This window comes from Vibrio sp. 1CM24A (genome assembly GCF_023161725.1).
Classification (GTDB): Bacteria; Pseudomonadota; Gammaproteobacteria; order Enterobacterales; family Vibrionaceae; genus Vibrio; species Vibrio coralliirubri.
In genome coordinates this window covers 275,483-295,788 of the sequence record NZ_JALNTS010000005.1, presented here as the reverse complement: position 1 = coordinate 295,788, position 20,306 = coordinate 275,483, and the positions used below count along the sequence as shown (strand labels likewise).

Below are 20,306 nucleotides of genomic sequence, written 5' to 3'. Positions count from 1 at the left end.
AAGTGAAATGAATCAATTTTCAAAGCTAAAAAGTGTCATTGATACCTTGATTGGCCATTGCTCGCAGGTTGATAAATCTCGAGGGGCTTATCATCAAGCCTTATTTGACCGAGCCTTATTTAAATGTGGCGCCTCTGTTTTGCTTCCCTATGCACTTGAAACTCAGGCAACGTACCGCACCATTGTACGTGAACAAACCTCAAATCAACTGACCGCGTCCAGAGCCAACTACCTGACAGAAAAACTGACCAATCAGATTGCAGCAATCCAAAGAGAGTTAGCCAACCACGATTTACGCTTGGACCGAAAAAGTAAGTCAGGGAAAACCCTTAACGATCTATACAACGAACTCGCTCAGCACCAAGACTGGCAAAAGCGATTGGTCGATTTAGTGCGAGTACGGAAATTAGCTTTTGATTCTGCGCCTCGCCACGGTAAGAAAAAAGCGGAAGAGGCTTGGCAGTTAGCCAAAGAGCGATTAGAACGCTGTGAAGACTCAATGAAAAATATTGAGAGACTGATTAACTTAGAGAACCCTAAGCGAAATGAACACTGATAACACACCATCACCACTGGATAACGCACCAGAAGAAGTTAAGTTAGCTGTCGACCTGATCTATCTGCTCGAAAGCAACGAAATCGATCCAAAAGTCGCGTTAGAAGCAATCAAAATTGTCCAGCAAGATTTACAAGCCAAACTAGCGTCTAGCATCTAGCATCTAGCATCTAGCATCTAGCATCTAGCATCTAGCATCTAGCATCTAGCATCTAGCATAAAAATATACAGGATTCACATGTACCAACTCAGCTTTTCTATGCCCGAGTTTCTTGAAAACTACTGGCATAAAAAACCAACCATCTTAAAGGGTGGCTTCCAAAACTTCGTCGACCCAATTTCGCCGGAAGAACTTGCTGGTTTATCGATGGAAGAAGAAGTGGATTCTCGCTTTGTCTCTAACCTCGACAATCAGTGGACTGCAGAACACGGCCCATTCTCTGAAGAAAAATTTGGCGAATTAACCGAAAGTCATTGGCAACTGATCGTTCAAGCTGCGAACCACTGGCACCAAGGCGCAAATCAGCTAACTGAGGCATTCCAAGCGTTACCAAACTGGTTATTCGACGATCTCATGATCTGTTACTCAGCACCTGAAGGCGGCGTAGGCCCACATATTGATCAATACGATGTCTTCATCATTCAAGGTCAAGGTAAACGTCAATGGAAGGTTGGCGCTAAAGATGTTGGCCAATACAAAGAGACTGTTCAAGCGTCTGCACTTCGTCAAATTGAAGGTTTTGACCCGATCATTGATGAAACTTTAGAGCCGGGCGATATCCTTTATATCCCACCGGGTTTCCCACATGAAGGGAACACGTTAGAGCCGTCAATGAGCTACTCTATTGGCTACCGCTCCCCTAAAGAACAAGAGCTGATCAGCAACTTTGCCGATTTTGTGCTTGCTCATGATATGGGTGACGTACACCTGCACGATCCAGAATTCAAAACGCAAGAAGGCTACGGAAAAATTCGTTCATCGGATTTAAGCAATCTCACAGACATGTTGAAATCTGCACTAGAGCAACCTGAAACCATCAGTGAATTCATGGGCTGTCTGCTAAGCCAATCACGCCACCAACTTGATATCGTTGCTCCTGAGCCACTATGGACTCAAGAAGAGATCGCTCAACACTTAGAGTCTGAAGGTGAGATTCACCGAGTATCAGGCTTAAAAGCGCTCTACCACGAAAATGAAAGCAACACAGCTTACATTAATGGTGAGGTGGTTAAGGTTGATGAAGCGGATTCTTCGTTACTCAACATACTTTGCGATGAGACCATGATTACCTCGGCTACTGCCCTATCTCCTTCGGGCATAACTGTCGTGACTGAATTGGTCAACAAAGGCTACTGGTTTATCGAAGAGTAAGCAGCGTCAACCGCTGGTTATTGACCAGCTTCTAAAGAAACAATTAAAAAAAGGACAAATGGAATCTTCATTTGTCCTTTTTTCTATTTAAGAATTGGTTAAGGCTTAATGCTTATACCTTGAACTGATTGACCAATTTCTGTTGTTGTTGAGACAGCTGGTCAATTTCATTACCCACTTGCTCAGAAGCCGCGGCTTGCTCCAAGATCTTCGCACTCAAATCGCGAATATTAACCACGCTTTGGTTTACTTCACCGGAAACCGATTGTTGCTCTTCGGCTGCTCGAACGATCTGACTGTTCATATCACTGATCGCCTCAATAGAAGTAAAGATCGAACCCAGATCTTCAACTGCATTTTGAACATGCAGCGCCGTATCATTGGCGAGAATATTGCCTTCTTGTATCGCTTCAACGACATCTTGAGTTCCAGCATGAACCTTGTCGATCACTGCTCTTATCTCACCAACCGATGACTGTGTGCGACTTGCGAGGTTTCTTACCTCATCCGCAACAACAGCAAAACCTCGACCTTGTTCGCCAGCACGAGCCGCTTCAATCGCCGCATTCAATGCCAGTAAGTTAGTTTGCTCAGAGATCCCTTCAATAACACTTAAGATCTCGGTGATATTTCCGTTATTTTTGGCCAACTCTTCAACAATAGGAACAGCACTCGACATACGCTCCACCAGCTTTCTCATTTCACCGGCTGAAAGTTCGATGACTTGTTGCCCTTGTTGAGCAGAACGATTCGCTTCACAAGCGGCATCAACGGCCACTTCTGCGTTTTGTACCACCAAGCCCGCAGTTTGAGTCATCTCTTCTGCCGCTGTTGCCACAAGATCGACTTCTTTAAATTGAGATTCACTGCTTTCTCGAGTGCTTGATGCCGATGCTTTAGCCTGGCTTGTCGTGCTCGCCACTTGCTCAGTGGTGTGAATCACTTCTTTGATCGTGTGTTGTAACTTGTCTAAGAATAAGTTGAACCCTTTAGATAGCTGACCAATTTCGTCTTGAGACTTTACTTCTAAACGCTGTGTCAAATCACCTTCACCAGAAGCAATATCATTAAGTCGCTCAACCACTTGTCGAATAGGCTTCACAATTGAAAGTGAAGCAAATGCGATAATGGCTAAACCGAACAAAATGAACACAGTACCTGCAATTACTTCCGTCTTAATACCTTCACTTAGCTTAGTACTAATGATGGAATCCAATTTGTTGGCATCAGCGACAACACTCTCTCTTGGGATCTCGAACAACACACCCCAAGTTTGGTTAGCCGCAACAACAGGTGCAAAGGCAAGTAACCACTCACCGTTCTCGCTCCATTGCGTTGTCACTTCACCACCAAAGATAAAGTCGGTCATTAAATCACTGTTTGTATTGTCACTTTGGAAGGTTGAACCGACTGCAATGCTTGAATCATCAGAAGCGATGACTGAACCATCTAGACTAACCACGTAAGCTTTGCCCGCACCGTTAAACAAGCTCTGATCAGATTGAGTAATCACACTGGTTAAACCATCGAGTCTTAGATCAATACCAAGAAAACCAATCGCGACATCGTCGACTAAGATGGGTACCGAAATAGAGGACGTAAGTAGTGCTACACCACCGCTGCTAACCACTCTAGGCGTACTAATACATGTTTGCCCTGAAGACAAAGGACAGTAAAAACGTTCGCTATTGCTGTCATCATTCAAGATAGATTCTGAAAGAACGTTCGCTAGAACATTTTCACCGTTATCTGCCACCTTCCAGTAAGGAGCAAAACGACCTTTTTCGTTAGAACCAACATAATCAGCATCGACATAATTCGCATCTTCGCTATCGAGTAAATCAGGCTTGAAAACTAGATACGCACCTTGAATAGAGTCGAAATTTAGAACCGAGCGACGAACCATTTCATCCAAGGCGGTACGAAGCTCTTCACTTGGCGTAAAGTTTTCGTCTGCATTGTTCTTTAGAAACTGAGCACTGGCCGCAAGCATCTCTGCGCGGTAAATAGCTTCGTCTACATAACGTTGAGTTTCTTGAGCATTAAGCTGAGAAACAGACGCCAACAACTGCTGAGTTTTATTGATAACTGATTCTGAACTTTGAGATTTGATGACTTGTTGATTGCTCGTTGCGTTGTAGATCGAGAAACCAATAAGAGACAGTGACGTAATGATTAAACAACAACCTGCTAAGAGGGTTATTTTCCACTGTACCGATAGAGAGCGCATTTAATATCCTTATTTAAGCCAAAAGACTTCCATAACCATAACTATCACATCGACAACGAATTGCTGTACACAATGTAAATGAGTTAGACGAATAGCTTAGCGGATAATTACAGCACAAATTGCTTACATATAAAACGAAAGTTTACACAAATGTTAATAGAGCGTGTTTTCTTCCTTTTTTCTGTAATTTCAAATGATGTACTCATATAATCATTGGCTATGTTGCTTAGGTTTTAGCGCTTTGGATATAGCCAAAACATCGATATTTAAAGGAAGCCCACTCCACCCTCTCCCTCTTTAAAATGCAGCAATTTCGGATTAGTTTTTATAATCCAAGTTATAGATTTTTATCTTGCTCAACTTCACACTTTTTGATTGCTAAGCCCGCAATCAAGCTCTAATATCTCGCGCCTAGATTCCCTGATCACTTTATTCATTTGGCTCTCCTTTAATGGAGCGCTAAGGCTTTTTACGTCTTAATTTTTGGAGAGATACGCAAATGTCCGCCTCGTTTCCATTAGCGAAACTTACCTTTTTAATCGCTATTCTGACTGCCGTAGGTCAAATGACTCAAACGATGTACGTGCCTTCTATCGGTCATATGGCAGGTGAGTTCTTAGTTTCGGCATCTTCACTGCAAGCGGTGATGGCGTGTTACTTGATCCCTTATGGTCTGTCGCAATTTGTCTACGGCCCACTTTCTGATCGCCTAGGTCGTAAACCGATCATCGTGATTGGTTTGATCATCTACATCATCGGTACTTTGGTAGCATTGTTCGCTCACGAATATGAATGGTTCTTAGCGGGCAGCTTTATCCAAGGTTTGGGCATCGGTTGTGGTGGTGCGATGTCTCGTACATTGACTCGCGACTGTTTTGAAGGCGCAGAACTGCACCGTGCAAACAGCTTGATTAGCATGTGTGTGATTTTCTCACCATTGATAGCTCCTGTACTGGGTGGTTACCTAACCGAAGTTTTCGGTTGGCGTTCTAGCTACTTATTCCTTGCGCTGTTTGGTATTGCTGTTGTGATCACTATGATGACGAGCATGATGGAAACACTGCCGAAAGAACGACGCAAGCATGAATCGGTTGCCAACAGCTACAAGTTCGTTCTGTCTGATAAACGTTTCCAAGGTTTCTTATTGGTATTGGTCGCAACATTTGCTGGCGTAGCCGTATTTGAAGCAGCGGCAGGTGTGTTGCTTGGTGGCGTGCTTGGCTTACCGGCAACGACAGTAAGCTTGTTGTTTGTCTTGCCTATTCCGGGTTACTTAGTCGGTGCTGGCTTATCTAGTTACATCGCACAACGTCGCTCTGAGCGCCGCGCACTGAATGTTGGTCTAATAGCTATCTTGGTAGGCTCAACAGTGGTATTGATACCGGGTCTGTTTGGTCATACAACAGCATTAACCTTAATTGGCGGTGCAACCATTTACTTCTTGGGCGCTGGCATATTATTCCCAGCAGCGACAACAGGGGCACTTTCGCCATTCCCGTACCACGCTGGTACCGGAGGTGCGATTTTAGGTGGCATGCAAAACCTAGGTGCTGGCATCGCGACACTATTGGCATCGTTCTTCCCAGCTCAAGACCAATTGCCACTCGGTTGCTTGATGATTGCAATGTCATTCATCGCTATGCTTGGTTTACGTTGGGTTAATCGTAAACCTGACCACTCAAACGAAATGCCATTGGCTATTTAACGTAAAGCTCAAATCCGGCCAAACAAAAGAAAGGGACATACTGAAAAGTGTGTCCCTTTTTTGTTGCACCTTATTCCTTCCACTCTCACGTATCAGTAATTTCATTTAACATTGCTTTGATTTTTTGAAAACAATAACAGACACTTACGATAAAGGTGCATATCCTGAATCCAATTACAAATAATATCACTGGAAGATACCCAACCAACAAAGGATGCTGGCATCAAAAAGAGTAAGGTGCACACTAAGGATATATAGATGCGTATCGCTTTAACCACATTAGTCGTATCAATAGCGCTTGTCGCCGGATGCAGCAATCAAGGAATCTCAACCATGAACCACTACTCTCAATCACAACTCGTCGCTCAGCAAACCCAAGCACCCGTTGCTAAGAAAGTCCCTCACGCAATGACGATTCATGGTGACAGCCGAATCGATGATTACTACTGGATGCGCGATGATGCACGCCAAGATCCAGAGATCTTGCAACAACTTGAACAAGAGAATCAGTACGCAGATACAGTGCTGAAACATACAGAAGCAGCACAAAAACAATTATTTGAAGAGATCAAAGGCCGAATCGCCAAAGACGACAATTCGGTACCGGTTCGCAAAGGCAGTTACTACTACTCGAATAAAGTCACAGGCGACAACGAATACCCAGTTCACCTGCGTGAAAAAAACTTTTTAGGCACAGACAAGCAAGTCATCTTAGATGTTAACGAGCTAGCAAAAGAACATGATTTTTTCAGTATTGGTGGCTTAACGATCAGCCCAGACGAAAATTTGTTGGCCTATGGCGAAGATACGCTGAGCCGCCGAATTTACACCATCAAGATCAAAGACCTCACAACAGGTGAATACCTAAAAGATGAAATTGAAGGTGCTTCAAGTGCTATCGCATGGCAAAACGACAACCAAGCCTTCTACTACATCAAAAAAGATCCACAAACATTGCTGGGTTATCAAGTTTACCGCCACGTGTTAGGCACCGCTCAGGCAAGCGATGAGTTAATCTACGAAGAAACCGATAGCGCTTACTACACCTCTTTGAGTAAAAGCAAAGATGGTGAACAGGTCTACATTTGGCACTCGAGCACAGAAACCAGCGGTGTTTCAGTCATCGATGCCAACAACCCAAAGGCTACAGCTGAGGCTTTCTACCCAAAAGAGACAGGCATAGAGTACAGCATCGCTAAGCTAGGTGATTGGTATTACATCTACACCAACTACCAAGCGGTCAACTTCCGTTTAATGAAAGTCACCGCCGAAGAGATGCATGACCGCTCAAAATGGGTCGATGTCATCCCAGCGGACGATAATACTCAGCTTGTTGATTTCGAGTTGTTTGATGACCATCTTGTTTACGAGCAACGCGCGGATGGCTTGTCTACAGTGAAAGTTCGCCAACTCTCAACAGGCCACGAGTTCCCACTTGAATTTAACGACACCGCATTTGCCGCTTACCTAACGAGTAACTATGAATTAGATAACTCAAAAGTTCGTATCTATTACAGCAGCTTAACCACGCCAGGTACTTATTATGATTTCGACCTAAGTACAGGTGAATCCGAGCTCATGAAGCAAACACCCGTATTAGGTGATTTCGAAGCGGATAACTACCAATCAGAGCGAATCATGGTTACGGCCCGCGATGGTAAGCAAGTTCCTGTGTCTTTGGTTTATCGTAAAGACTTATTTAAGAAAGACGGCACTAATCCAATCTACCAATACGGCTACGGTTCTTACGGCTCTACGATTGAACCTACCTTCAGCTCAACTCGCCTAAGCCTACTGGATAGAGGTTTTGTTTATGCCATCGCACATGTCCGCGGTTCAGAAATGCTTGGTCGCCCTTGGTATGAAGATGGCAAGAAACTGACCAAACAAAACACGTTCAACGACTTTATTGATGTAACCAAAGAGCTTGTTGAAGAAGGCTATGGCGCAAAAGATAAAGTGTTCGCCGTTGGTGGCTCTGCTGGCGGTCTATTGATGGGAGCAATCATCAACCAAGCACCAGAACTGTACCGTGGTATTGGTGCACATGTTCCGTTTGTAGACATTGTGACAACCATGCTTGATGAATCGATTCCTCTAACCACCAACGAGTATGACGAATGGGGTAACCCGAACGATAAAGCCTACTACGATTACATGCTGGGGTACTCACCGTACGACAACATTAAGGTACAAAACTACCCGAACATGTTGGTAACGACAGGCCTGCATGACTCACAGGTGCAATACTTTGAGCCAATGAAATGGGTCGCGAAGCTGCGGGAGATGAAAACAGACAACAACGTGTTGCTATTCAAAACAGATATGGAAGCTGGTCACGGTGGCGCTTCTGGTCGATTTAAACGACTAAAAGAAGACGCACTCGAATACGCATTCTTTTTGGATTTACTAAAGACTCAATAGATTCTGCGTAACTGTAAGTATTCACATCATTTAATGTCGCCATTTTGTCTCTACAAAGTGGCGACAGAAATTATCAAGCATGGTTAAATACGATGAACCATGAAATCCACCAAATCAAAAGCCTTTAAAGACAAGCAGTGACAAAGGTTTACGAGAGGTATAAAAACAAATGAAAGTAATTAGCTTCAACATCAACGGCCTTAGAGCCCGCCTTCACCAACTGCAAGCTATTATCGACAAACACCAACCCGACGTGATTGGTCTGCAAGAGATAAAAGTACACGATGAAGCCTTCCCAATTGCTGATGTTGAAGCAATGGGCTACAAGGTTTACTTCCACGGTCAAAAAGCCCACTACGGTGTGGCAATGTTGTGTAAGCAAGAGCCTATCTCTGTGCAGAAGGGTTTCCCAACAGATAATGAAGATCATCAAAAACGCATGATCATGGCGACGTTTGAAGATGAAAATGGTGAAAAGGTTACCGTGCTAAATGGCTACTTCCCTCAAGGGGATAACATCAAGCATGAAACCAAATACCCGTACAAGCGTGAGTTCTACAAAGACTTGATGACTTACCTAAACGATTACCACAATAAAGATGAACAAGTAATCGTAATGGGCGACATTAATATCAGCCCAATTGATGCTGACATCGGCATTGGTGAACCTAATGCTAAACGTTGGCTAAAAACCGGTAAGTGTTCTTTCCAACCAGAAGAGCGTGAATGGCTAAAAACTCTGATGGATTGGGGTTTTGTGGATAGCTTCCGCCTACTGCACCCGGAAGTAAACGATCAATACTCGTGGTTTGATTACCGCTCGAAAGGTTTCGTGGATAACCGCGGCCTGCGTATTGATGTAGTCCTTGCGACTCAAAAGCTTGCTGACAAGTGTACTGAAGCTGGCATCGATTACGAGCTACGCGGCATTGAAAAACCGTCAGATCACGCTCCGATTTGGTCAACGTTTAAGTAACGAGTTAAACAGACACCTTCAATAAGAACGGCGCTCAATGAGCGCCGTTTTGTTAACTGTATGGATACCGTGCGGTTAGCTAAGGGGTCTTAGGTAAGCAAGGAAACGCTTCTCTGCGAATTTAAAAATCGCGATGATGATGAACGTTAACGCCATGTAGAACAGACCTGCCGTTAGGAAAGACTCGAATGGAGCGTAGTAACGTGAGTTAACCAAACGAGCAGCACCGGTTAGATCCATAATGGTTACGATACCGGCTACCGCAGAACCGTGAAGCATGAAGATAACTTCGTTACTGTAAGCCGGTAATGCGCGACGTAGAGCACTTGGCAAAATGATGCGGCGGTAAGTCTTTGGTGTGCTCATGCCGTACGCTTTTGCTGCTTCAACTTCACCTTTAGGTAAGCCATTAATAGCACCGCGAATGATCTCTGCTGTATATGCTGATGTGTTAAGAATGAATGCTACCAGAGCACAGAACCAAGCGTTTTCCCATAGCGTGTCTTTTACTGGGAAGAATTGGTCCATACCGTAGTAAATCAGGTACAGCTGAACCAGTAATGGCGTACCACGGAAGAAATATATGAATGACCAAGCCGGAGCATTAATCAGCATATTTGGGCTGTTACGAGCAATCGCTAAGGGTATGGCTACGAATAAGCCAATGATCAAAGCGACACAAACCATCCAAGCCGTTGTCCATAAACCACCAAGGTAAATCGGTAGGCTTTCAATTATCAATGAAAAGTCCATAACTACCTCGCGTGGATACTGAATTTACGTTCAACCAGCTTAAGTAAGCCCGTCGAAACACTGGTGAAGAATAAGAAGATAATCGCCACTGTCATATAGAAGGTAAATGGCATTTTGGTTGAGCCTGCCGCCAGTGCGCTAACACGTACCATATCTTCTAGGCCAATAATGGAAACCAACGCGGTAGTTTTAAGTAAAACCAACCAGTTGTTACCAAAACCCGGCAGTGCGTGACGAATCATTTGCGGTAATAGAATACGACGGAACGCTAGAACAGGTCCCATGCCATAGGCCTTTGCTGCTTCCATTTCACCGCTATCAACCGCCATGATCGCACCACGGAAGGTTTCAGCCATGTAAGCGCCAAAGATGAAGCCAATGGTTAAGACACCAGCAACAAATGGACTGACATCAATATAATCAGGTAAGTAAGCGGTCCATTCGTGGTTAGGATCACTTGATGTGAACCACTCATTGAGCCACTCATTGATGGAATACAAACTGTTGTTTAAAAGGATTTGTCCACCAAAGAAAATCAGCATCATCAAGACGAGATCAGGAATGCCTCGAATAACGGTTGTGTAGAGGGTTGCGATAGCACGAGCCCAGCGATAAGGCGCTAGTTTTGCTAAGGCACCTAGCATACCAAGAACCATAGCTAAAATTAGCGACAGCAAGGCAACTTCGATTGTGAGCACCGCCCCTTTCAGGATCGACGCTTCATATCCTTGTAAATCAAACATAATGAATTCCAACAGAACTGCGAAAAAGTTGGTAAGACAGGGAGAGGAGAACCTCTCCCTTAAGAAGTGATGCTAGAGATTACTCACCGTATACGTCGTAGTTGAAGTATTTAGCAGCGATCTCTTGGTAGATGCCTTTTTCACGTAATGAAAGGATTGCTGCATCTAATTGCTTAGTCAGATCTTTGTCTTGCTTACGTAGAGCAATACCAAAACCTTCACCGAACCACTTAGGATCGGTTAGTGATGGACCAACAAACTCGTAGTCTTCACCACCAGCTTTGTTTAGTACGCCTTCTTCTAGAGCAGATGCATCACCCAGTACCGCAGCAACACGACCGTTAGCTAGATCAAGGTAAGCTTCATCGAATGAACCGTAACGAACGATTTCTACAGTGTCACCGTAGTTGTCTGTTAGGTACTTATCGTGCGTTGTTGCACGTTGAACGGCGATCTTTTTACCACTTAGATCATCAAAGTTAAGGTCGGCACCTTTCTTAGCGATGAAATTGTTTGGGATAAGTGCGTATTTACCAGTGAAGTCGATCTTTTTCTTACGCTCTTCCGTGATAGACATTGCCGCGATGATCGCATCATATTTACGAGCAAGTAGAGAAGGAATAATACCATCCCAATCTTGTGCAACGATCTTACACTGCACCTGCATTTCAGTACAAAGCGCGTTAGCCATATCGACATCGAAGCCTTTCAGTGAACCGTCAGCTTCTGTCCAGCTAAATGGAGGGTAAGCACCTTCAATACCGAAACGTACTGTTTTCCATTCTTTTGCTTGAGCTACGCCCGTTGCAGCAGTTGCAGCAAGTGCCGCGACTAATAACCACTTTTTCATATCCCTACTCCTGTGATTTAGGTTTTTATGTTTTGCTAGTTTTAATATTGTGTTTGTTGTTACTTATTAACTTACTTGTTGTGTTTTATTGTTCACACCGTCACAGTGTACCTTGGCAACGGCATTTCAATTCTGATTAGTAAATCGATGAGATAAATTGTTGTAAACGCTCAGATTCAGGTTCCGTAAACAGTTTAGCTGGATCGCCCTGTTCTTCCACTAGACCTTGATGCAAGAACATCACATGGTTAGATACGTCACGAGCAAAAGCCATTTCGTGCGTTACCACAAGCATGGTTCTTCCCTCTTCTGCTAGATCGCGCATTACACCAAGCACTTCGCCTACTAACTCAGGGTCTAATGCCGATGTAGGTTCATCAAACAGCATAACTTCAGGATCAACCGCTAGCGCTCGCGCAATCGCAGCACGTTGTTGTTGGCCGCCAGACAAATGGCCCGGATAGTAATCTTTACGCTCATACAGCCCTACTTTCTTCAGTAGTAACTCTGCATTTTCAATCGCTTGTGCTTTAGGTACGCCCAAGACGTGAACAGGCGCTTCGATAACATTTTCGAGAACGGTCAGGTGAGACCACAGATTGAAACCCTGAAAAACCATCGCCAGACGAGAACGGATTCGCTGTACTTGTTTTTCATTGGCAGGAACAGAAACACCTTGGCGGTTGTTTTTCATTTGAATTAATTCGCCATTAACCCAAATCTCGCCTGCGGTAGGTGTCTCTAAAAGGTTGATACATCTAAGGAAAGTACTTTTACCCGACCCTGAAGATCCGATAATCGATACTACATCGCCTTTATGCGCAGAAAGTGAAATTCCCTTTAAAACTTCATTTTGACCAAACGTTTTGTGTAGATCCTTTATGTCCAGCGCTGGTACATCTTTCATGCGCTTTCTCTCCCAAGTTTGTGAAAATGCAAGGTACTCCGACCTTTTCATGCGATACAAACTAGCACCACACGGAATAACATGCAACAAATTATTAACCTAATAATTTGGAATAAATAGCGATTCACTCTGACTTATTATGCAAAAGGTAGCGTTTTCGCCTCAATTTAATGAATGGGTTCTATCAATAAGCTGTAATTACACCCCTTACATTGTTTAAATAAAGTTAATCAAAATGAGATTCTCGTAGCTGGATGTCTCACAAGAAAAACACGTTTTGTGAACTTATAAACATTACTGTCGACAAAATATAGCGCACGCATTCAGCACACCAACCTCACCATAAGGCACAATTATTTTAAGGTTATTACATTGTAAGTATTTTACTCAGAGCGTGGGACAAGCGAGTAATAGTGAGATAACTCAGTAAACATAAAGCATTTAGCTAATGCCATAGCGGTAAAGGCTCTGAGAAGATAAGAAAACGACAGTTTGTGAAAACTAATTACACAATTCATCAATGGGAAGTTAATGAATCGCTGCGTTTTGTAGCTTTCTTTCACATACACTCATAAAGTGATCAAGATCAATCACCCTAAAGGGTAAGCTTGTTAGACTCCTCAGCAAAGAATAAGGCATTAAAAATGCCAAACATTTCTTTTAACTTAGCTGCATAAAGCACATCAAAACCGTGCAACATAATGTTAATGAGTTATAACTAAGAAATAACGCAATTACGCGAACTTATAGAATTCAATTTTAGAATTACTAACATAAAATATGAGGAATCTATGTCAGACGTTGTGAACAATGCGAACTCTGAAGTAGAAGAGAAAAGCTATAAAGAGCTACACCGCCCTGCTTCTGAATTTGAGAGCCGCTCAGATTATCTAGATCACGAGCTTCAAATCATGAAGCCTCGCCGCTTCGGTCTAAACCTTCCAGGTCGTGACTTCCGCTTTGAACTTGAAGACCTTGTTCCTGCACTTGCTGGTACCATTGGTATCATCGCGATGTACTCTGCAGTAATGATGTCTTGGGCTGATGGCCTAACTCAAGCTTGGGATCACGTAAACCTTGGTAAAGAGTTTGCGATTGAAGTCGCTCGTGTAGAAATGCTTATCCCTGCACTGCTGTTCTGTATCCTTGCTTCTGGTTTCTTTAACCCTAAAGCAAACCTTGCCGGTAACCACGGCCCAATGATTCCTCTTATCGGTACCATCGCTCTGGCTGGTGCTCACCCTCTTGCATTGGCAATCCTTATCGGTGTCTTCGGTCTAATCCTAAGTTTCCTAAAAGGCGGCTCCAAGTTGGTTAACCTTACTTCGGAAGGTACTGCTGGTGGCTTGCTCATCTTCTTAGGCCTAACGGGTACCATGAGCCAAATCAACTCGATTCAAGAATGGGCGGTTGGTCTTCAATCTTCTACTGTTGAAGCGGGCAGCATGGGTTACGTTGGTTTAATCGTTCTTGCTATTACTATTGCTATCTACGCTTTCCTAGCAAAAGTGAACAAGCGTTGGTTAGCTATTCCAGTGTGTGCATTCACTGGCCTTGCTATTGCGTTAGTATTAGGTGCTGGCTTCGACATCGTATTCGAAACTGAAATGGGCATTCCAAACCTAAACCCAGTTTACTGGTGGGGTTCTACTTCTGAAGGTTGGATGCTTGGCTTGCCAAACGTTGAACACTTCATTGCATCTCTACCATTTGCAATCCTTGCTGTAGCAATGTGGTCACCTGACTTCCTAGGTCACCGTATCTTCCAAGAACTTAACTACCCTAAACGTTCTGAAAAAGTACTAATGGACGTAGATGACACAATGACTATGTGTTCAGTTCGTCAAATGGTGGGTACTGCAGTTGGTGGTGGTAACATCACATCTTCATGGGGTACATACATGATCCCAGCAGCAATCGCGAAACGTCCAATTCCTGGCGGCGCAATCTTGCTTGGTTCTCTATGTATTATTGTTGCGATTCTTGGTTTCCCAATGGACGTTGCAGTATGGCCACCAGTGATGCGTGTTGCGCTACTTGTAGGTGTATCTCTACCTCTACTTGAAGCGGGTATGCAAATGGTTAAGGATTCTAAAGATTCTCAAGCGGCTGGTATCTGTATCTTCGGTTCAGCGGTTGTTAACCCAGTATTAGCATGGGCATTGACTATGCTTCTAGATAATAACGGTCTAATTGGTGATAAAGAGCGTGCGAAGCGTCTATCATTTGTAGATAAGATTGTTATCCCAGTTGGCGTTTTAGTTATCTGTCTAGTAGCAATGCTTGCAGTTGGTATGCTAGAAAGTCAATATGGCCTAAAAGCTTGGCTATAATGGTCCTTACTACACAAAAGTAGTAATAGGATTAAAAAAAAGTTTGGGTGGCAACCCCTGTCACTCAAATTTTTTCAACTTTTTTTGGTATTTATTGATTTAGTTTAAGGTTTGCAGAAATTTTTTAGCGTAGTCTTGAATACATAGAGTAAAGACAACATATAAAAGGTAGTGACAATATATATAACCATATGACGCTTATATGCTCATATATATTGTTATTAATAAGAGTGTACTACCCTTACGAGGGGCGCTGGCTCAACAGTGTTAATGTACGTATTTTTTCTACTAAAAAGGTAGGTATGTCATGGCAGAGCAATTTGCTAAAGCTTGGGAAGATTTTGCTGCAGGTGAGTGGCAAAGCGAAGTAAACGTTCGTGATTTCATTCAAAAGAACTACACGCCGTATGAAGGCGACGAGTCTTTCCTAGTTTCTGAGGGTACTGAAGCAACTAACAAGCTTTGGTCTTCGGTAATGGAAGGTATCAAACAGGAAAACGCAACTAAAGCACCTGTAGATTTCGATACTTCTGTTATCTCTACCATTACTGCTCACGATGCAGGTTACATTGAGAAAGATCTTGAGACTATCGTTGGTCTACAAACTGAGAAGCCACTAAAACGTGCAATCATCCCTAACGGTGGTGTACGTATGGTTGAAGGTTCTTGTAAAGCATACGGTGAAACTCTTGACCCAATGGTTTCAAAAATCTACTCAGAATACCGCAAAACACACAATGCTGGCGTTTTCGATATCTACACTCCTGATATCCTAAAATGTCGTAAGTCTGGTGTTCTGACTGGTCTTCCTGATGCTTACGGCCGTGGTCGTATCATTGGTGACTACCGTCGTGTTGCACTTTACGGTATTGATTTCCTAATGAAAGACAAAGCTGCTCAATTCGCTTCTCTACAAGAGCGTTTCGAGAACGGCGAAGATCTTTCTGCTACAATGCAATTGCGTGAAGAGATCTCTGAGCAACATCGTGCTCTAGGTCAAATCAAGCAAATGGCTGAGAAATACGGTTTCGATATCTCTGAGCCAGCTCAAACTGCTCAAGAAGCTATCCAGTGGACTTACTTCGGCTACCTAGCTGCTGTTAAATCTCAAAACGGTGCTGCAATGTCTCTAGGTCGTACTTCGACTTTCCTAGACATCTACATCGAGCGTGATATCGCTGCTGGCAAAATCACAGAAGACCAAGCACAAGAAATGATCGACCACTTCGTAATGAAGCTGCGTATGGTTCGTTTCCTACGTACTCCTGAGTACGATGAGCTATTCTCTGGCGACCCAATCTGGGCAACAGAGTCTATGGGTGGTATGGGTATCGACGGTCGTACGCTAGTAACGCGTTCGAACTTCCGTTTCCTAAACTCTCTATACACTATGGGTCCTTCTCCAGAGCCAAACATCACTGTTCTTTGGTCTGAGCAACTACCTGACGGCTTCAAACGTTTCTGTGCGAAGGTATCTATCGATACTTCTTCTATCCAGTACGAAAATGATGACCTAATGCGTCCTGACCTTGAGTCTGATGATTACGCTATCGCTTGTTGTGTATCTCCAATGATCGTTGGTAAGCAAATGCAGTTCTTCGGTGCTCGTGCTAACCTTGCGAAAACAATGCTTTACGCAATCAACGGCGGTGTGGACGAAAAACTTAAGATGCAAGTTGGTCCTAAAGAAGCTCCAATGACTGACGCTGTTCTTGATTACGATAAAGTAATGGACCGTCTAGATCACTTCATGGACTGGCTAGCTAAGCAATACGTGACTGCACTAAACAGCATTCACTACATGCACGACAAGTACAGCTACGAAGCGTCTCTAATGGCTCTTCATGACCGTGACGTTCGTCGTACAATGGCTTGTGGTATTGCTGGTCTATCTGTTGCAGCTGACTCACTATCTGCAATCAAGTTCGCGACTGTTAAACCAATCCGCGACGAAGATGGCATTGCAACTGACTTCGAAATCGAAGGCGATTACCCTAAATACGGTAACAACGACTCTCGTGTAGATGATATTGCTTGTGAACTAGTTTCTACGTTCATGAACAAGATCCGTAAGCTTAAGACTTACCGTAACTCTATCCCTACACAGTCAGTTCTTACTATCACGTCTAACGTGGTTTACGGTAAGAAAACAGGTAACACTCCAGACGGTCGTCGTGCTGGCGCTCCTTTCGCTCCTGGTGCAAACCCAATGCACGGTCGTGATGAGAAAGGCGCTGTAGCTTCACTAACGTCTGTAGGTAAACTACCGTTTGCTGACGCACAAGATGGTATCTCTTACACGTTCTCTATCGTGCCAAACGCACTAGGCAAAGAACAAGACAGCCAACGTGCTAACCTTGCAGGCCTAATGGATGGTTACTTCCACCACGAAGCTGGCATTGAAGGTGGTCAACACCTTAACGTTAACGTTCTTAACCGCGAAACTCTTGAAGACGCAGTTAAGCACCCTGAGAAATACCCTCAGCTAACAATCCGTGTATCTGGTTACGCTGTTCGCTTTAACTCTCTAACTGCAGAGCAACAAGCTGACGTAATCGCACGTACATTTACTGAGTCTCTATAAGCTCACGCTCAATAGACAGTAAATAATATTAGCCTCGCCAATGTGCGGGGCTTTTTTATATCTGAAATAAATCGCACTACACTCACCTATCCCGCGAAATGTTAGGTTGAGCAAAAAAGCACCCTGCCATTCACTTTTTTTCCACAAATTCTGTCAAATTACGGTAATATCGCGGTTCATAATTTAAGAGTAACTGCTCCATGAAATACCTGCGTTGTTTACCCCTGATTCTTCTCTCTTTCTCATCTTTAGCCTCTGAGCGTTCTACGCTGACTTTTGCTTTAGATAATGATGGTATTTTTGGTGTCGACCAAGACTATACCAACGGCTTATTTCTGGGTTACACATCATCAAGTATTACGCCATACAACTGGGCAAAACCACTGAGCCTTTCTTACTGGGGCGCAAGCTCTCTAGATAAGTGGGAAATCACCATTGGCCACAAGATGTATACGCCTTCTGACATTGAGTTAGAAACGCCATCGGCTAATGATCGCCCATACGCAGGTTACCTACACACTGAATTCAACTACATCAGCTTAAACCCACAGCAAGCCCAGCGTTTTAATATCACGTTTGGTACCACGGGCGAGCGCGCGCTTTCAGAAGACGCTCAGAAGCTGGTTCACTCGATCACTAAATCGGATGAGCCTATGGGTTGGGAATATCAAGTTGATGATGAGTGGGCGGGAAGCGTTGGTTACCTAAGCCATTTCAACCTAATGCGTAATCAAGCTCTTGCGAATACTGACTACGAAATCTCTAACGTTTCAGAAATCAACGTGGGTAACTTTAGAAGTGATATCTCGACTGGTTTTATGTTCCGTTGGGGTACGGACTTGGGCGGTAACTTTGGTGCAGCCAACATCACCACAGAAAACCCATTCAAACCTGGCATGATCGGCGCATCAAACGCTGGTTGGTTTACCTATGCTGGCCTTGAAGGTCGTTACCGATTCAACGATCTGACTATCGAAGGCGATCGCTCTGAAATCGAAGATAATTGGCCGAACCCAGAACAATACGATGTCACTTTAGAGAACATTCAAGCAACAGCTGTACTGGGTGTGGCTTGGTATAACCAATACGTTGGTGCCTCTTTTGCGCTAACAGCAAAAACACCGGATTACGAAGAAGCGAAAGAGGCAGTGTACACCACTGGCGGTATCACAATGTTTGCTTTCTTCTAGCCACTAGTAAGGGCTTTCGTCCTTTACTTTTCAAGTTTAATAAAGGCAATCATCTTCACAGGTGATTGCCTTTATTTTTAAAGGTCTCGTTACCATTTGACCCTATTTTATGTACCGTTTTTGTAATAAAATAAACGGTATAAATTCCTCTACGAGAATAGCTCATGTCTACAACTGGTCGCATTCACTCATTCGAATCTTGTGGTACTGTCGATGGCCCTGGTATCCGCTTTATTGTGTTTCTTCAAGGCTGCTTAATGCGTTGTATGTACTGTCATAACCGTGATACATGGGATCTTCATGACGGAAAGGAAGTAACGGTCGAAGAGATCATCAACGAAGCAAAATCATACCGTCATTTCATGAAAGCGTCGGGCGGTGGTATCACCTGTTCTGGTGGTGAAGCGATGCTACAACCTGAGTTTGTTCGTGACTTTTTCCGCGCAGCTCAAGCTGAAGGTATCCACACTTGCCTTGATACTAATGGCTACATTCGTAAGCACACTGAAGTGGTTGACGAAGTACTAGAAGCCTCTGATCTAGTGATGCTCGATCTTAAGCACATGCGAGATGAGATTCACCACGATTTCATTGGTGTATCAAACAGACGCACTCTGGATTTTGCGCGCTACTTGCACAAAATTGGTAAGAAAACTTGGATTCGTTATGTGATTGTCCCTGGCTACACAGATACGCCTGAAGATGCTCACCTGCTAGGTGAATTCATCAAAGACATGGACAACATCGAGAAAGTAGAACTTCTTCCATACCATAAGCTGGGTGCACATAAGTGGGAAGCACTTGGTTTTGACTACCCTCTTGAAGGTACAAATCCGCCAAGCAAAGAGAAAATGGACGAGATTGTTGCTGTTCTTAGCCAGTACCATTCAAACGTAAAATACTAATCTAGACTTACGTTCATAGTGTTTTCAAACGCCTCAATTTCGATTGGGGCGTTTTCTTTTCGAGCCAAACAATCCTTTCACTTTTCTTTACAACTTTTGTTTATCAATTCAAAAAATCATATTAAATCCGTGTTGAGATCATGTTTCCACTCGTAGGAATGCTGTTACTCTTACTGCAACAAAAGAATACAACATTTAGTTTTTTAATGAGGCTCCTCCCATGGAAATGACCAATGCTCAGCGTCTAATTCTATCAAATCAATACTACCTAATGTCTCAAATGGATCCTGAGAACTCCGCTAAATACCAACGTCTACAAACGATTGTAGAACGTGGTTACGAACTCCAAATGCGTGAGCTTAACAAAGAGTTTGGTTGTTTGACTGAAGCAGAATGTCGCGAAATTATCGACATCATGGAGATGTACCATGCAATGCAAGAATCGAACAAAATGCTTGCAGAACAAGAACGTGCTGAAGTAGACCAACGTCGCCTGCAGTTCTTAGGTTTTGATATCGCTTCTGAAGCGCAGATCGTACATTACGTGCGTTTCCTTGTTGATTCTGAAGGTCTTTACCCTCAATTCGACAAAGCAGATCACCACTTCAATAGCCAAATGCCAATGCTAGAGAAGTACCGTCGCATGCTAACAACATGGCGCAACTGTCCTCGTCAGTACCACCTATGTGCGACAGAGCTATCTCAAATCTTTAGCGCTTAATACGTTAATAGATCAGCGATAACTTTTTAAAAAGTTTCAAGAAAAAGGGTTACTCAT

General features: G+C 43.6%; 16 protein-coding genes. 11 read left to right on the top strand and 5 right to left on the bottom strand.

Translation table 11 applies throughout. The features are described from left to right. Window positions 1-7 precede the first annotated feature (7 nt). From MSG38_RS13310 to MSG38_RS13300, 3 genes are all read left to right on the top strand, one after another. The gene (locus tag MSG38_RS13310; protein WP_248369032.1) at window positions 8-556 is read left to right on the top strand and encodes a primosomal replication protein; all 549 of its coding nucleotides are present in this window, start codon (window positions 8-10) and stop codon (window positions 554-556) included. Continuing rightward, window positions 546-716, top strand: coding sequence for a pleiotropic regulatory protein RsmS (gene rsmS / locus MSG38_RS13305; protein WP_017055021.1), 171 nt, complete (start codon window positions 546-548; stop codon window positions 714-716). Before MSG38_RS13310 ends, rsmS begins: the two co-directional genes overlap by 11 nt. A 78-nt stretch (window positions 717-794) precedes the next feature. Continuing rightward, entirely contained in the window at window positions 795-1,928 is a 1,134-nt protein-coding gene (locus MSG38_RS13300) for a cupin domain-containing protein (RefSeq protein ID WP_086971790.1), read from the top strand. Between the two features lie 112 nt (window positions 1,929-2,040). Here the strand turns inward: MSG38_RS13300 and MSG38_RS13295 are convergent, their stop codons facing one another. Further along, on the bottom strand, window positions 2,041-4,158 hold the full coding sequence (locus tag MSG38_RS13295) for a methyl-accepting chemotaxis protein (protein ID WP_086971792.1): 2,118 nt from the start codon (window positions 4,156-4,158) through the stop codon (window positions 2,041-2,043). Window positions 4,159-4,657: 499 nt separating this feature from the next. Here MSG38_RS13295 and emrD point away from each other — a divergent pair, with 499 nt between their 5' ends. The 3 genes from emrD to xthA all read left to right on the top strand — a co-directional run bounded on the left by emrD (window position 4,658) and on the right by xthA (window position 9,263). Beyond that, complete coding sequence (emrD, locus tag MSG38_RS13290) at window positions 4,658-5,863, top strand: multidrug efflux MFS transporter EmrD (protein ID WP_086971794.1); 1,206 nt, start codon at window positions 4,658-4,660, stop codon at window positions 5,861-5,863. Between the two features lie 333 nt (window positions 5,864-6,196). Beyond that, window positions 6,197-8,287: a S9 family peptidase gene (locus MSG38_RS13285; RefSeq protein WP_170930226.1), complete on the top strand. Its 2,091-nt coding sequence runs from the start codon at window positions 6,197-6,199 to the stop codon at window positions 8,285-8,287. Window positions 8,288-8,456: 169 nt separating this feature from the next. Beyond that, window positions 8,457-9,263, top strand: a complete 807-nt coding sequence (xthA, locus tag MSG38_RS13280) for an exodeoxyribonuclease III (protein ID WP_048607429.1) — start codon at window positions 8,457-8,459, stop codon at window positions 9,261-9,263. A gap of 75 nt (window positions 9,264-9,338) precedes the next feature. Here the strand turns inward: xthA and MSG38_RS13275 are convergent, their stop codons facing one another. From MSG38_RS13275 to MSG38_RS13260, 4 genes are all read right to left on the bottom strand, one after another. Then, window positions 9,339-10,016, bottom strand: a complete 678-nt coding sequence (locus tag MSG38_RS13275) for an ABC transporter permease (RefSeq protein ID WP_017062123.1) — start codon at window positions 10,014-10,016, stop codon at window positions 9,339-9,341. A gap of 2 nt (window positions 10,017-10,018) precedes the next feature. After that, window positions 10,019-10,759 (bottom strand): ABC transporter permease, encoded by a 741-nt coding sequence (locus MSG38_RS13270; protein WP_017066929.1) that lies wholly within the window; start codon window positions 10,757-10,759, stop codon window positions 10,019-10,021. 79 nt (window positions 10,760-10,838) lie between these two features. After that, on the bottom strand, window positions 10,839-11,609 hold the full coding sequence (locus MSG38_RS13265; protein WP_017066930.1) for an ABC transporter substrate-binding protein: 771 nt from the start codon (window positions 11,607-11,609) through the stop codon (window positions 10,839-10,841). A gap of 136 nt (window positions 11,610-11,745) precedes the next feature. Then, on the bottom strand, window positions 11,746-12,516 hold the full coding sequence (locus MSG38_RS13260; protein ID WP_004736532.1) for an ABC transporter ATP-binding protein: 771 nt from the start codon (window positions 12,514-12,516) through the stop codon (window positions 11,746-11,748). A gap of 791 nt (window positions 12,517-13,307) precedes the next feature. Here MSG38_RS13260 and MSG38_RS13255 point away from each other — a divergent pair. The 5 genes from MSG38_RS13255 (at window position 13,308) to MSG38_RS13235 (ending at window position 20,249) form a co-directional block, all read left to right on the top strand. Further along, window positions 13,308-14,849 carry a DUF3360 family protein gene (locus MSG38_RS13255; RefSeq protein ID WP_019820901.1) on the top strand — a complete coding sequence of 514 codons (1,542 nt, stop codon included), beginning with the start codon at window positions 13,308-13,310 and terminating at the stop codon, window positions 14,847-14,849. Window positions 14,850-15,156: 307 nt separating this feature from the next. Further along, window positions 15,157-17,433 carry a formate C-acetyltransferase gene (gene pflB / locus MSG38_RS13250; RefSeq protein WP_050621844.1) on the top strand — a complete coding sequence of 759 codons (2,277 nt, stop codon included), beginning with the start codon at window positions 15,157-15,159 and terminating at the stop codon, window positions 17,431-17,433. Between the two features lie 200 nt (window positions 17,434-17,633). Beyond that, a complete protein-coding gene (locus tag MSG38_RS13245) occupies window positions 17,634-18,623 on the top strand; it encodes a lipid A deacylase LpxR family protein (RefSeq protein ID WP_248401991.1) in 990 nt (329 codons plus the stop codon). 164 nt (window positions 18,624-18,787) lie between these two features. Next, window positions 18,788-19,528: a pyruvate formate lyase 1-activating protein gene (gene pflA / locus MSG38_RS13240; protein ID WP_010437353.1), complete on the top strand. Its 741-nt coding sequence runs from the start codon at window positions 18,788-18,790 to the stop codon at window positions 19,526-19,528. A gap of 220 nt (window positions 19,529-19,748) precedes the next feature. Further along, window positions 19,749-20,249: a YfbU family protein gene (locus tag MSG38_RS13235; protein WP_017066932.1), complete on the top strand. Its 501-nt coding sequence runs from the start codon at window positions 19,749-19,751 to the stop codon at window positions 20,247-20,249. Window positions 20,250-20,306: the final 57 nt, after the last annotated feature.

What these genes read in the sequence shown, in the direction of transcription:
- MSG38_RS13245 (WP_248401991.1), top strand. Translation starts at nt 17,634, where the DNA reads ATGAAATACCTGCGTTGTTTACCCCTGATTCTTCTCTCTTTCTCATCT.
- MSG38_RS13310 (WP_248369032.1), top strand. Translation starts at nt 8, where the DNA reads ATGAATCAATTTTCAAAGCTAAAAAGTGTCATTGATACCTTGATTGGC.
- MSG38_RS13235 (WP_017066932.1), top strand. Translation starts at nt 19,749, where the DNA reads ATGGAAATGACCAATGCTCAGCGTCTAATTCTATCAAATCAATACTAC.
- MSG38_RS13285 (WP_170930226.1), top strand. Translation starts at nt 6,197, where the DNA reads ATGAACCACTACTCTCAATCACAACTCGTCGCTCAGCAAACCCAAGCA.
- MSG38_RS13255 (WP_019820901.1), top strand. Translation starts at nt 13,308, where the DNA reads ATGTCAGACGTTGTGAACAATGCGAACTCTGAAGTAGAAGAGAAAAGC.
- MSG38_RS13295 (WP_086971792.1), bottom strand. Translation starts at nt 4,158, where the DNA reads ATGCGCTCTCTATCGGTACAGTGGAAAATAACCCTCTTAGCAGGTTGT.
- emrD (WP_086971794.1), top strand. Translation starts at nt 4,658, where the DNA reads ATGTCCGCCTCGTTTCCATTAGCGAAACTTACCTTTTTAATCGCTATT.
- xthA (WP_048607429.1), top strand. Translation starts at nt 8,457, where the DNA reads ATGAAAGTAATTAGCTTCAACATCAACGGCCTTAGAGCCCGCCTTCAC.
- rsmS (WP_017055021.1), top strand. Translation starts at nt 546, where the DNA reads ATGAACACTGATAACACACCATCACCACTGGATAACGCACCAGAAGAA.
- MSG38_RS13270 (WP_017066929.1), bottom strand. Translation starts at nt 10,759, where the DNA reads ATGTTTGATTTACAAGGATATGAAGCGTCGATCCTGAAAGGGGCGGTG.
- MSG38_RS13275 (WP_017062123.1), bottom strand. Translation starts at nt 10,016, where the DNA reads ATGGACTTTTCATTGATAATTGAAAGCCTACCGATTTACCTTGGTGGT.
- MSG38_RS13300 (WP_086971790.1), top strand. Translation starts at nt 795, where the DNA reads ATGTACCAACTCAGCTTTTCTATGCCCGAGTTTCTTGAAAACTACTGG.
- pflB (WP_050621844.1), top strand. Translation starts at nt 15,157, where the DNA reads ATGGCAGAGCAATTTGCTAAAGCTTGGGAAGATTTTGCTGCAGGTGAG.
- MSG38_RS13265 (WP_017066930.1), bottom strand. Translation starts at nt 11,609, where the DNA reads ATGAAAAAGTGGTTATTAGTCGCGGCACTTGCTGCAACTGCTGCAACG.
- pflA (WP_010437353.1), top strand. Translation starts at nt 18,788, where the DNA reads ATGTCTACAACTGGTCGCATTCACTCATTCGAATCTTGTGGTACTGTC.
- MSG38_RS13260 (WP_004736532.1), bottom strand. Translation starts at nt 12,516, where the DNA reads ATGAAAGATGTACCAGCGCTGGACATAAAGGATCTACACAAAACGTTT.